We start from the raw sequence: 12,876 nt of genomic DNA on the forward strand, positions 1-12,876 counted from the left end.
GTTCGTCAGGCGATGCTAGACTGGACACGAACAGTGGCTATCGTTGGGTTCGTTTCTGAAAGCTGCCGGTCGGCAAACGGCCCAAAACCCGTCTCGCGGTAGCGCATCGCGAATGGCGTCAATACGAAACGTGCCATTGATCCGATCCCATAAGAGCGACGTTCCTCTGCGCGCCGGTGTTTTCCCGGTGCTTACGTGGAGAGAATGGTGTCAACTAAGAAGGTGACCACACGAATGGTCGATATGGCGAGGCCGCAGCGCAAGGATGTGTTTCTATGGGATAGCGAATTAGCTGGTTTCGGTGTCCGAGTGACGCCCGGCGGTACGAAATCCTATATTTTCCAGTACCGGCTTGGCGGCAGGGGATCGGCTTCCAGGCGCTATACGATCGGCCGGCATCGATCACCATGGACGGTGCAAACGGCACGGACAAAGTCTGAGCGGTTGGCCAGGCAGGTCACGAAGGGGAGGGACCCGGTCGCAAGGCGCCGCGAGCGTCGACGAAAGGAAGCCGAGCTCCGTTTCGATGCTTACGTCGATGCCTTCACGGAACGGTACCTCAAGCATCGCTGGAAAGACTGGAAACGCATTCGCGCCATGCTGGACAATTACGCCATTCCGGTAATCGGCAGCACGAAGCTCTCCGATATCAAACGAGCGGATTTGGCGGCGATCTACCGACGCCTCGACAACATACCCTCGGTCGCCCGAGCGATGCACGCGACGCTTCGGAAAATGTTCAATTGGGCGATGAGCCAAGACGATCTCAAACACTCTCCGGCGAAGGGGGCAGAGGCCCCGGCGCGGCCAAAGCCGCGCACCAGATATCTGTCGGATGTTGAATTGGCCTGCGCCTGGACGAAGAGCTTTCGGTTGCCGGGAAACTACGGCGCCTTGTTCCGGATGATGATGCTGACCGGCCAGAGGCGCGGAGAAGCTGTGGGGCCGGACTGGTCGGAACTCAGCCGGCCGCGAAAGGAGTGGGTTCTCTCGGCAGAAAGGACGAAGAATGGTTATATGCACGTTGTTCCGCTCAGCCAACTGACGATAGCTTTGCTCGACGGCGCAGCGGGTGGGACGACTTGGCCATCGTCTGGCTTGGTGTTTCCCTCGACGTGCGGGACACCGCTCAGCGGGTTCTCCAAGATCAAGCTGCTATGGGACCGCGAGATCGCCAACGCGTTGCGATCACGAGGCGAGGGAACAGCGGTTGCGCCTTGGCGGCTTCATGACCTGCGGCGCACGGTTGCAACTGGCATGCAGGCCAGAAAAGTACTGAGAGAGGTTGTGGAAGCCGTTCTAAACCACGTCTCCGCCCTCAGAGGAACCATTGTCGGCGTCTATCAGTGTTACGAATATCACGAGGAGAAGCGTGCGGCGCTTGGGAAGTGGGGGCGGCACATCACGACGGTCACCGCGGCGTGACAAACTCTCAGTGGTCGATGCGAGCGGACTCTGGCACTAACTCTTTGAGATCGTGGGGCGTGGCGCGCGCTTTGTCGAGCGCGCCGTGCTTACCCGGTGCTTACGTAGTACCTAGAATCTTTGGAAACCCTATGAGGGTATACCGGTAAGTCATTGAAAAAATGGTGGACGCACTAGGGCTCGAACCTAGGACCCGCTGATTAAGAGTCAGCGGCCATGCCTTTCCTGCTGTATCCCACACTTTCCCATTATACGCTAAGTGACTGAAATACATATCTGCTTCCCGAAGAGCCTGTCCCGTGTTACGCCAGTGCTGGCATCAAAGTGATTACGTGGCGATTACGCGGGAGGCAATGCTCGATGGCAAATCGGAGGCTCACCAAAACCAGCGTTGACGCGATTGAAGCGCTGGTTGGGAAGGACAGTTTCGTCTGGGACACCGAGCTTCGTGGTTTCGGCGTTCGGACCTCGCCCAAGGGCGTGAAGTCGTTTGTCCTCCAGTATCGCATGAAGGGCAAACCAGCCCGGCGCATGACGATCGGGGGCTTCGGAAATCCCTGGACCGTCGAAACCGCGCGCAGGGAGGCCGAGCGTCGGTTGATCAAGATCCGTCAAGGACTCGATCCCGTCGAGGAGGAGCGTCTGCGGATTGAGGAGGAGGCGCGCCGCGAAGAGGAGGAGGCGCAGCGGATCGCAGATGAAGCCCGGCGCCGGGCGGACGCCGAGACATTCGCTTTCGGTACCTACGCTGAGACTTTCGTCGATGTTTATTTGAAGGCGAACTGGCAGGACTCGTGGAAAACGGCTGAGGGTATCCTGAACGCTGCCAAGCCTCATTTCGACAAATCGATCCGCGACATCACACGGGCCGACGTTGTTCAGCACCTCGATCGCTACAATGACCGGCCAGGCATGAAAAAGCTGGTCCATTCGACCCTTCGCAAGCTTTTCAATTGGGCGGAGGATCGAGGTGATATCGAGCGCTCGCCGATCGACCGGATGAAGGCGCCGAAAGCAGTCGCGGCCCGTCGGCGGATACTCTCGCCGGAAGAAGTCATTGCGGTTTGGCACGCGGCTGCGGAACTCGGTTCGCTCTGGCGCCCCTACATCCGGCTTCTCCTTTGCACGATGGCCCGGCGCGAGGAGGTCGCCAATATGGATTGGGCGGAGGTCGATCTGGATGCTGCGATGTGGCAGCTCCCGGCAGAGCGAGCGAAGAACGACCAACCACACCGCATCCCTCTCAATGTCCTAGCTTTATCTGAATTGGAGTCACTTGCGGTTGCTCGGAAGGGGTTTGTGTTCACGACGACTGGCAAAACCGGCATTTCTGGCTTTTCCAAGATGAAGAAGGCGCTCGACGAGAAGATGCTTGGCCTTCTACGTGATCGAGCAGCCAAACGCGGTGAGAAGCCTGAATCCGTTGAGTTGCCGCAGTGGCGGCTTCACGACCTCCGACGTACTGGGACGACGAACCTCCAGGCGCTCGGTGTCCCTGTTGAAGTGACAGAGGCGATCTTGAACCACATCAGCGGGACGACCGCCGGTGTCGCCGGCGTTTACAATCTCTACCGCTATGATCCAGAGAAGCGGAGCGCCCTCGACAAATGGTCCAAGCAACTCACGATTCTGGTGCGCAACGCCGACAGTCCTTTAACAGCCACAGGTGTCCGTCGTTCAGGGCGCGCGTCGAAATGACTGGTCAGTGTGTCCGCGTGATAGTGCAAGGAGCGTCGTGATCGGCGCGAATGCGCCCCTGCGCTGCAGCGTAACGCGGTTGGCACCGAGCTTTCTGAACTCTATGTCGCCAGGCCAGTGCGAACCATCATAACCCAGCCGTTGCAGGCTCGCAATACTCTGCACAACGGGCCTCTACTGCCCTGCGGGTTCGATTCCTTCCTTTGGCAGGAGGAGATCACCGCGTTGAGTTCGCACCGCTATCACAACGCACCAGTCAGTCCCTTGTGAATTCCGGTGAAGATCAGACCTGTCGCCAACAGCCAGAGCGTTTCGTCCCAACGGGTGAAGGTGTCGCGCTCAAATGTCTCGCGCCGGAGAAGCGCGAAACAGAGCGTGACGAAGGCGTAGAGGCTGATCCATTTGCCCATCGCCAGACAAAACGGATATGGATCGAAGGCGGCCAGTATGCCGCTGACCCCAACCTTTAGCGAGAATCTCCCGATCACATCGCCTGATCGGGCGTTGATGTTGAGTGGCATCACCAGCGCCGCAAAGGTGGACAACCACCGCTTGGAATAGCGCGTGCAACATACGAACAGCGTCGAAAATGTAGTCCTGCTCGCTTCTGCGTCCTATGTATCGGCATTACAGCCATCCAGTCCGTTTGAAACGGGCGTAAAGGATGACGCAAATGGTCATGATGACACCCAGAATGACGAAATAGCCGTTGTGGGCCTTCAATTCTGGCATGTACTCGAAGTTCATGCCGTAGATGCCCGCGATCGCAGTCGGCACCGCGAGAATCGCTGCCCAGGCGGCCAGTTGCCGGGTGATCACGCCGGTACGCTGCTGTTCGAGTAGATTGCTGAACTCGAAAACCGAAGTCAGCACCTCGCGCAAATCGTCCACCATTGCCTGAACCCGGCGCACATGGTCGCGGACGTCACTGAAATAGGGTCTTGCATTGCCGTCGATGCACGGCAGATCGATCTTCACGAACTTGGTCGCCACCTCGTTCATCGGTGCAAGGACGCGCTGGAACCGCATCAACTCGCGGCGCAGCATGAAGATGCGCGTGATCTCTTCGCGCCCGATGAAGCTGTCGAGCGTATGCTGCTCCATCGCCAGCACTTCCTCCTCGATCGTCTCGACGATGGGGAGGTAGCCGTTGACGATATAATCGAGGATGGCGTGCAGGACATAGTCTACGCCCTGCCCAAGCAAAGAGGGCGCGGCTTCGAGCTGATCGCGGAGCGGCGTATGCGATCGAGCCGATCCGTAGCGCACGCTGATAATGTGGCTGTGCCCGACGAATATTGCGGTCTCGCCATAAGCTATGGCAGAGCCTTCATATTGCGCGGTGCGAGCGATGATGAACAATTGACCACCATAGACGTCCACCTTTGGCAACTGGTCTGCCTTGAGCGCATCCTCGACCGCAAGAGGATGGAGGTCATAATGGGCGCGCAGTTGCTCCATCTCCTCGGCAGTCGGATCACACATGCCGATCCAGACAAATTCGGAACGGTCGGTCGGGCAGTTGATCCGCTCCTCGATCGCGACCTCGCGCACGCGTTCGCCATTACGATACAAAAAAGCAGCCACCACCGGCATAGTAGGCCCTCCGTTTGGTTCAGGCTGCTACCGGGCGCGTCTGCGAGGGGCGTGCCGATTTGTTTTTGACGCGGCGCATCGGCAGGCTGCGGCAATGCCGCTTGAAATAGACGATTTCGAGCAATGTTGGCCAGATTTCGAGCGAGGAGCGAATGAGGCCCACCTCGTCATCGACCATGCGGCTGACATTCTGTTGGAAGAAGTCGGGCTCGAAATCATAGAAGGTCCGCGACAGACCGGCCGCAAAATGGCCAAGCGCATCACGCCGCTCGGACGACTGGGCATCTGCCATGCGCTGAAGCACACGGGAATGCAGTGCACGGGCGCTATCGAGGATCTGTTCACTGTCCTCCAGGGAGACGGCTCCGTCATAGTCGAAGGTAATCGACCATTCGTCGGTCTTCCTCAGGCTGGTGCGGATCTTGCGCTTCAGCAGTCCGCAGATCGCTTCGTTGAACACTTCCGATGCCAGCGGGTTACGCATGTAACTGTTCTTGATGTGGGTCTGCGCGGAATCGACGTGTGCCGCGACGATATTGGGCTGCTGTATCCAGAGCCGGTAGATATAGTCCTCGAAGCGCAGGCGCGTTGGAAAGAAGGGTGGGAGACCCGTGCGATTGTCGTAGCCAGCGACCCCGCAGTCCATCCGCCAGTTGAGGTTAGTAAGGCACGGCCTGAAATTCACGAGCACATAGGTGTCGTTGAGGCGCTCGGCGTCGATCTCGTCCGGATCGTCGAGGAACATGTCGACGAAATCCACCGCGTCTATATCGTTGGTTCCGGTGCGGAAGGTCTGCGCCATCTTGACGACAGCACCGCGAGACAGGCGCCCTTCCTGTAGGGTGAGCGCGTTGTCGCGGGCGAAGCCGAGCGAATTGTTGGACTCCAGGTCCATCGCGCTATCGATGACCAGTTCGCCCTGGTCGTAGTTGGCGGGCGCTTCGGCAACAGTCTTGCCCAATATGTCACGAAAGGATTCGAGGATGTCGTAGGACTTGCGCGTGTGGCCATTGGCTCCGCGGGGGATCAGCTTGCCGCGGCTGATCTCGTTCTCGCCTAGCGCTTCCGGGCTGTCCTCGATCAGGGCGTAAGGCCGCATATCATCATCGGCGCTGACCATCAGGTCGCCCAGCGTGTACATCAGAGTGAAATTGCGATTGCCGCCATAGCTCGGCCGGAAAAGATTCCGGACCAGCACATCCAGTTTGCGGTCGCGCAGGCGTTTGCAGATGTAAGAGACGAACTGCTCCTTTTCGGCCGGTCCGACGTACCACAGTTCGTTGGTGGTCTTGGTCGCCTCGAGCGATCCGAAATATTTATCGTGATTGGCGACCGAGCTGTCATCGAACACGACGATCGGCGCGGTCTGGCCGCTGCGGGCGAAATTCTCGTCATAGGCCTCGACGGTTTCTCCAACATCGCGGAGACGGTAGGTCGGGATCACAAAATGCAGATTGGGTTCGGTCACTACTGTGCTCCGGGTTCATATTTTTCGGTGGTGGTTTTGCGGACAAGCCTCGCATCGAGCGCGGCTTGGCGTGCTCGCATGACGAGGAATGTGGCGATCGCGGCACGGCCGCCGGCAAATGCCATGGAATCCACCGCAGCTACCATGATGCGACGGTGCTCGGCTTCGGCATCGACCGTACCCTGGTCCGGCTTTACGCGCTGTTCGCGGCGGCGCGCGGCACGATCGCAGTCGCGCTTCCAACCGTCCCGAAGTCTGGCACCGCCGATGACGAGCAGGATGCCGAGGCTCGCCAAGGCGAAGGTCAACAGTCCGAGCACTGCTTCCAGGCCAGTCGCTGGACCGGAAGCATGAGCCAGCCAAACCTCCCGGTGCAGGAGCGTGCTGGCCCCGGCTCCGAGCACAAGGGCGACGCCCGCCAGGCGATGCAGGATGTCACGGCGGTTCATTCTTGCCTCCCTCTGACATGGAGCAGGACGTGCGCTGCGCGGTCGAGGAAGCAGGGATCGTTGGCGCATAGATGCTCAAGCCGTTCGAGGGCTTCCCGGAAGGCGGTGTCTGCCATTCCCTCAGGATTCCAGCGGTGATCCGGTGCGAAGCGCCCGTGGAAGAGGTCGAGGCCCGTCCGCTCAACGACATACCCATAGGTTGCGAACAGGGCTTGGAACTCATCGGCCGCGAAAAGATGCGAGGGGAACTCGATATGGCGGCCATCGACGAGGTCGATCTCCAGCCTGTCTCGCTCGTTGTCCTGGTGAAAGTCCCGGGCTTGCTCGATACCCGCGATGAAGATTGATGGCAGGCTGCCGATCGTTCTCACCGTAACGAACAGTGAGCGGCCGGCATGTGCCAACTGCGAAGCGACCACCTGGTGCTGGGAAACCGGCAGATGGTTGAGCACGCCGTAGAGGCACAGGACGATATCTGCGCTCTTCTCGGCGATCAGGCCATCGGTGATGTCCGCGACCGTGAAGTCGAGCTTGATCGCGGCATCATTTAAGGCCGCGCGCCCTTTCACGGCCAGATCGATCATTGCGGGCGAAATATCGAAGCCGAGGCCTTCGACGGCGGTGAAGCCGAGCGCTCTGGCGCGTAGTGCACAGCGCAGGAGCCAGGTGCCGGGGCCACATCCTGCATCGACGATACGGATGCTGGTGCGCCCGGACGACCTGATGGAGACGAGCTCCGCATCGATCCGGCGCCATATTTCGCGATCCGCGAAGCCGTACCGGCTCGAAAACTCGAAGAGCGCGCGGGCGTCGCCATCGGCATAGCGCAGATAGGCATCGCCTACCGCATCATAGGCATCGGCGGCTTCATTCAGGGGCGCAGAGGCGGTCGTGGAATCAAAGGCCGGCAAGCTGGCCATGGCAGTTCTCCATTCTTGGTTGGGAAGGGTCAGCCCTGCTCGTCGTCAGGCGCTGGAGGTCGAGGCATGTTCGCGGACTTCAGGGACAGCCGTCCCGTGATGCGCGTTTTCGGCTCGGACGAGGGGGAAGCCGCCGCAGGGCGGGCATGTGATCGGAGAAGACGGGTCACGACGCGACGCGGCTGCCGATATTCAAGATTTGACATTGTACCCCTCAGCGCTCGCTACAGGGGCCGTAGGTCTGCAAGAGATGGCGATGGCCGCACCGGCGAACGGGGGTGGTGCGTGGTCGGCAAAGCTCAGGGCCGCTTCAAGCGAAGCAAAGTGCCGACATAATCGGCCTAGTGCTTCCTGGACCAGCCAGCGGCCGGCGGCATCCTTGGCAACGACAAGGATCGACGCCGGGCCTTCAGGTCCGGCGGACGAGATCGAATACACGCGTGTTGTCCTGATTTATGACGAAACGAGAAGAATGCTCATCGTCGGGGCCTTTGGGGTCAGCCTTGCCCATAAGCTTGGCTGAATGGCTCTCCGCCCGAGGTTTGGTGCGCCAGCGCTCGCTGATCTCGACTTGGTCGAAGATATGATGGCCGAGGCCCAGCAGCACGGCTCCCCCGCTCGCGCACAGAAAGCCGACCGCTGCGAGAAAGAAGGGCAGCGCCCCTTGCGGCAAATGACCGTCGGCAAAGCGCAGGGCCATGAGGGAGTGAATCGCGAGATAGGATATGCCGCACGACGTCGCGCCGCACAGTCTCAGCCCGATGTCCGTTTTCCAGTCGTGATGCCAGTCGTCCATTGCCACAAACCCCGATGTGGCGATCTATTTATTGGTGACGGCATAAAGGTTCGAGACGGAATTCTCTCTTCGGCGTAGTGATTGTATAAAGATGCCGCAATTCGTCTTACATAAGTCTCGGATCGACTATCATGCCAAGGTGTCGCCCAGCCGGAGCTTCTTCACGGGATTTCGGCATTCCGGTTACTGCGCCTCGGATAAGCGAAGGCGGCGGTTGCGGTTTGCCAGTCGGGGCGCCAACATATCGTGATGATTCTCCGTTCTGAAACTCCCGCAGACACTTCCCTCGTTCGGTCGCTGACCGATGCCGCTTTCAACGGCGCCGCGCACAGCAGTCAGACCGAGGGGGCGATTGTTGCTGCTTTAAGGCAGGCTGGTGCCTTGACCATTTCGCTCGTCGTAGAGCAGGACGACACGATCATTGGTCATGTCGCCTTCTCGCCTGTGCTGATCGACGGCGAGGACCTTGGCTGGTTTGGCTTGGGACCAGTGTCGGTTTCGCCAAGCCTGCAACGCGGCGGAATTGGGATCGCGTTGATCGAGGAGGGGTTGAGACTGCTCAAGCATCGCGGCGCGGCCGGCTGCGTCGTTCTAGGCGATCCGAACTATTATCGCCGATTTGGTTTCACAAGCGATCACGCCCTTCGCTACGGCGACGTTCCACCCGAGTATTTTCAGTCGATGATTCTGTTAGGCGACCCAGCCAAGGGCGAAGTCACCTATCATGAAGGCTTTGAGGCTCGCTGACCCGACAACCCAAGTCGGGCCAGCGGCCTGTCTCGGCCCTTCTGATGTATGGATTCACGGTCTAATTAAGACCGGTGCTCGCCCTTCGGCGGCGGGTTTGCTAGGATCGTCTTCCTGAAAAGGCGGTCCGGCTCGTTAAACTAGATGATAGGTGTGGCGCGCCGGTCGCGCACGCCACACCCTTGAATTCAGAACAGGAAACCGGTTTCGAGCAGCACGCGCGCCTGATCGCGCTCGTTGAAATCCTGGCCAAAGCCCGAACCTGGCGCGAGATTGCCGATCCGGGTGTAGGACGCCTCGGCACGCGCGAAGAAGATGCCCTTCTGGTAGGTCGGGGTGAAGGTCAGCGACCAGGCATCGCTATGTGGACCGTAAAGGAGATTGGTCTGCGTGCAGTCGGGATCGATGCCGCAACCCTGACCCGAGGATTTCAGATACTCGCCCCTCGCCGCAAGCGAGAAGCTGTTAGAGATCGTGTATTTCGCCAGCAGCGCCCCCCCATAGGTCTCCGCTGACCGGCTGATCCCGAGTGCGTCGTCACGGTCGACGCGATTGTACTGGAGATAGGGCGTGAGCGTCAGCGGCCCGCTATTATAGGTATAGATGATATTGAAGATGCTGCCGTTGTTCTGCGCCACCGGAGTCGCAAACGAGGCATGGCGGGAGCGCGAGAGGCTGCCCGCACCGATCAGGGTGATCGAATTCGAGCTGTCGATGGCATAGGACAGCATGCCCGACACCCAGTTGAACTTGCCCGAATAATAGCCGTCATTGAGCGAGACGGCGGCGCTTAGCTTGCCATGCGTGTAATTGATCTGAGCACCGCGGCTGATTGCCGGCTCCTGGTTCCAGAGCAGGCCGCGCTCGATGTTCATGTTTTGGAAGGTGAAGGTGGATTCGGCGCCCACCATGGTGGGGAGCAGGCCAGCCGAAATGGAGAGGTCCGGGCTGATCACCGCCTTTGCATAAGCGACCGGGACCGGCCCGTAGAGCTGGTCCAATGCCTTGCCTGAACGCAGATAGGGCGTGCCGAGCGAAGGCAGCGCATACGTGCCGGCCTGCACATAGAGCTGTAGCGGGCCACTGGTCGTCTGGATCTCGATCTGCGCGTTCGACAAATCGGCCATGGTATCGGAAGTCACGGTGCCGGCCGCGTTTGTTACATGGCTCTGGGCCATGGCGATCCCGCTGACCTGGCCGGTTACCGTCACTTCGCCGAACGGACCGGCATCGACCGTGAGCGGTTTTGCATTGGGAGCCAGTGGGCCAGAGAAGCTGGGTGCGCCGACAGGATCGGCCCATGCAGCAGTGCCAGTGAACAGTGTACCGCAGGCGCAGAGAAGGGCCAGCCGATGCGCCCCGACCGCTTTACGTCCGCCTCGCTGCTTTCCATTGCGAGCCCCGTTCGCGTGTGTCGGCCGAATACAGAAACTCATACGTGCATTCCCTCTTTGCTAGGTCAATGCACGGGGCAGTTAAGGGCGTTCCTGTAAATTTGGCGTCGAATCTCATTCGAACTGTATAAAGATGGTGTAAATACCGAGATATTGAAACGACAGGATCGTCGAGCTATATTGCGGCATGCACGGTCTCCGTGCCAAAATCCGTAATGCAAATGATCTGATCAGATTTCGATCGATCATTCACGAGATATTTATACGATCTTTACGCGAACGCATAAAGATTCAGCGCCGTATTTATATCATCGCCATTAGATGCGCTCCGGCGAAATTCGCAAAGCGGAGCTGGCAAATGATGCGTTACACCTATCACCAATACAACAAGCCTCAGGCAAATCGCCGCGCCCCTAAAGCGCAGGGGAAGGATCTGTAATGGCAACCGATCTCGCAGCCGTGCTGGCCGGAATCTCGGCGGCAGGGCTCTTCGTCTATCTGTTCTACGCCCTCGTGAAGCCAGAGCGCTTCTGACTCCGGCGTCGGACCGAATCCCGTAAACTCTAATTATCGGTGGCAACCATGGGCGACCTCATATTCGTAGCGTTGACCCTCGTCTTCTTCGTCCTGACGGCGGGGTTCACCCTCGCCCTCGACAAGATTTGAGGGGGCGTTTTCAATGTTCAACGACATTACCCAATTCGCGATCATCCTTGCGATCATGACCGGCCTGGCCGTGGTGCTCGGCAAATGGATGACTCATCTTTTCACCGCCCCGGCCCACAATATCGTGGAGCGGGGCACGTACCGTATCCTCGGCGTCGATCCCGAGGAGAAAATGTCCTGGAAGCGGTACGGCATGGTCCTGCTGCTCAGCAACGCGGCCATGATGCTGCTGGGTTATCTCATCCTGCGGCTGCAGGCGTTCATCCCGGGCGACTCGCTCCAGCGCGCATCGCAGGCACCGGACCTGGCCTTCAACACCGCCGCATCCTTTATCACCAATACCAACTGGCAGTCCTACGCGGGCGAATCGAGCCTATCGAACTTCTCCCAGATGGCGGTCATCACGTTCCTGATGACGGTCGGCGCCACGACGGGCGTCGCGGTGGCTGGCGGCTTCATCCGCGGCCTCAGCCGCAAGAGCACGGGCGATATCGGCAATTACTGGGTCGATTTCACGCGCGTCGCCTATCGCCTGCTGATCCCTCTCTGCTTCGTGATGGCGCTGATCTATGTCTGGCAGGGGATGCCGCAGACGCTGACCGCAGATACGGTTGTAACCACGCTCGAAGGCGCCAAGCAGCAGATCATCCTCGGGCCGGTGGCGAGCTTCGAGACGATCAAGCATATCGGCACCAACGGCGGTGGCTTCTTCAGCATGAATGCCGCACATCCGTTCGAGAACCCGACGGCGCTCACCAATACGCTGCACATACTCAGCATGCTGCTGATCCCGTCGGCGCTCACCTACGTCTTTGGCGCGATGATCATGCGTCGTCGGCAGGGCTGGGCGATCTTCGCAGCGTTTCTCGTCATGTTCCTCGGCTTCCTCACGCTGACCTATAGTTCGGAGCAGGCGGGTAATCCCATGCTGGCGTCGATGGGCGTCGATCAGGCCCAGACCGCCTATCAGGCTGGCGGTAACATGGAAGGCAAAGAGCTTCGCTTCGGCATCGCTCAGACCAGCATGTTTGTGACGACGACGACCGCGGCAACGACCGGTTCGGTCGACTCGATGCACTCCTCGCTGACCCCGCTGGGTGGCTTCGTTCCGCTCGCCCAGATGATGCTCAACAATGTGTTTGGCGGTGACGGCGTCGGTCTCATCAACCTCATCACCTACGCCATCCTCACCGTCTTCCTTGTCGGTATGATGATTGGACGTACGCCTGAGTTCCTCGGGAAGAAGATCGAGGCGCGAGAAATGAAATTCGTGATGTTGGCGGTGCTGGCGCATCCGTTCAGCATTCTCGGTTTTACCGCGCTTGCCTGTATCACGCCTTCGGTAATGGCGAGCCTCGCCAACAGCGGGCCGCACGCGTTCAGCGAGGTGCTCTACGCCTACACGTCCGGAACCGCGAACAACGGTTCAGCGTTCGCCGGCCTCAACGCCAACACGCCGTTCTTCAACACGACGATCGGCTTGGCAATGCTCGTCGGCCGCTATCTGACGTTGCTGCCCATGCTCGCCGTTGCAGGCGTTCTGGCTGCGAAGAAGGCGGTTCCGGCTGGTCCCGGCACGCTTTCGACCTCGACCCCACTTTTCACCGGCCTGCTGGTGTTTGTGATCCTGGTCGTCGGCGGCCTGACCTTCCTACCGGCACTCGCTCTCGGACCAATCGTGGAGCATCTGCTGATGCTCTCGGGCACGACATTCTAA

Annotated in this window: 12 protein-coding genes; 5 read left to right on the forward strand and 7 right to left on the reverse strand. The window is 59.5% G+C overall.

Annotated features, from left to right (window positions below; all coding sequences use genetic code 11):
• The first annotated feature begins 207 nt into the window (after positions 1–207).
• Positions 208–1,425 (forward strand): integrase arm-type DNA-binding domain-containing protein, encoded by a 1,218-nt coding sequence (locus tag FHR20_RS05870; protein WP_167298636.1) that lies wholly within the window; start codon positions 208–210, stop codon positions 1,423–1,425.
• A gap of 360 nt (positions 1,426–1,785) precedes the next feature.
• Positions 1,786–3,123: a tyrosine-type recombinase/integrase gene (locus tag FHR20_RS05875; protein WP_167298637.1), complete on the forward strand. Its 1,338-nt coding sequence runs from the start codon at positions 1,786–1,788 to the stop codon at positions 3,121–3,123.
• A gap of 242 nt (positions 3,124–3,365) precedes the next feature.
• On the opposite strand, the gene FHR20_RS05880 is transcribed toward FHR20_RS05875, so the two are convergent.
• From FHR20_RS05880 to FHR20_RS05905, 6 genes are all read right to left on the reverse strand, one after another.
• Positions 3,366–3,668 (reverse strand): hypothetical protein, encoded by a 303-nt coding sequence (locus FHR20_RS05880; RefSeq protein ID WP_167298638.1) that lies wholly within the window; start codon positions 3,666–3,668, stop codon positions 3,366–3,368.
• A gap of 82 nt (positions 3,669–3,750) precedes the next feature.
• Positions 3,751–4,719, reverse strand: a complete 969-nt coding sequence (locus tag FHR20_RS05885) for a magnesium and cobalt transport protein CorA (RefSeq protein WP_167298639.1) — start codon at positions 4,717–4,719, stop codon at positions 3,751–3,753.
• Between the two features lie 19 nt (positions 4,720–4,738).
• On the reverse strand, positions 4,739–6,187 hold the full coding sequence (locus FHR20_RS05890) for a hypothetical protein (protein ID WP_167298640.1): 1,449 nt from the start codon (positions 6,185–6,187) through the stop codon (positions 4,739–4,741).
• The gene (locus FHR20_RS05895; protein ID WP_167298641.1) at positions 6,187–6,636 is read right to left on the reverse strand and encodes a hypothetical protein; all 450 of its coding nucleotides are present in this window, start codon (positions 6,634–6,636) and stop codon (positions 6,187–6,189) included. The genes FHR20_RS05890 and FHR20_RS05895 overlap by 1 nt, the downstream gene beginning before the upstream one ends.
• The gene (locus FHR20_RS05900) at positions 6,633–7,556 is read right to left on the reverse strand and encodes a class I SAM-dependent methyltransferase (RefSeq protein WP_167298642.1); all 924 of its coding nucleotides are present in this window, start codon (positions 7,554–7,556) and stop codon (positions 6,633–6,635) included. Before FHR20_RS05900 ends, FHR20_RS05895 begins: the two co-directional genes overlap by 4 nt.
• A gap of 409 nt (positions 7,557–7,965) precedes the next feature.
• Entirely contained in the window at positions 7,966–8,352 is a 387-nt protein-coding gene (locus tag FHR20_RS05905) for a hypothetical protein (protein WP_167298643.1), read from the reverse strand.
• A gap of 249 nt (positions 8,353–8,601) precedes the next feature.
• Between FHR20_RS05905 and FHR20_RS05910 the strand changes: the two genes are divergently transcribed.
• Entirely contained in the window at positions 8,602–9,099 is a 498-nt protein-coding gene (locus FHR20_RS05910) for a GNAT family N-acetyltransferase (protein ID WP_167298644.1), read from the forward strand.
• A 188-nt stretch (positions 9,100–9,287) separates the two neighbouring features.
• On the opposite strand, the gene FHR20_RS05915 is transcribed toward FHR20_RS05910, so the two are convergent.
• Complete coding sequence (locus tag FHR20_RS05915; RefSeq protein WP_167298645.1) at positions 9,288–10,535, reverse strand: outer membrane beta-barrel protein; 1,248 nt, start codon at positions 10,533–10,535, stop codon at positions 9,288–9,290.
• A gap of 396 nt (positions 10,536–10,931) precedes the next feature.
• Between FHR20_RS05915 and kdpF the strand changes: the two genes are divergently transcribed.
• Positions 10,932–11,027 carry a K(+)-transporting ATPase subunit F gene (kdpF, locus tag FHR20_RS05920; RefSeq protein WP_167298646.1) on the forward strand — a complete coding sequence of 32 codons (96 nt, stop codon included), beginning with the start codon at positions 10,932–10,934 and terminating at the stop codon, positions 11,025–11,027.
• Between the two features lie 145 nt (positions 11,028–11,172).
• Positions 11,173–12,876, forward strand: a complete 1,704-nt coding sequence (gene kdpA / locus FHR20_RS05925) for a potassium-transporting ATPase subunit KdpA (RefSeq protein ID WP_167298647.1) — start codon at positions 11,173–11,175, stop codon at positions 12,874–12,876.

The sequence above is a fragment of the Sphingomonas leidyi genome (assembly GCF_011761945.1).
GTDB classification, from domain to species: Bacteria; Pseudomonadota; Alphaproteobacteria; order Sphingomonadales; family Sphingomonadaceae; genus Sphingomonas; species Sphingomonas leidyi.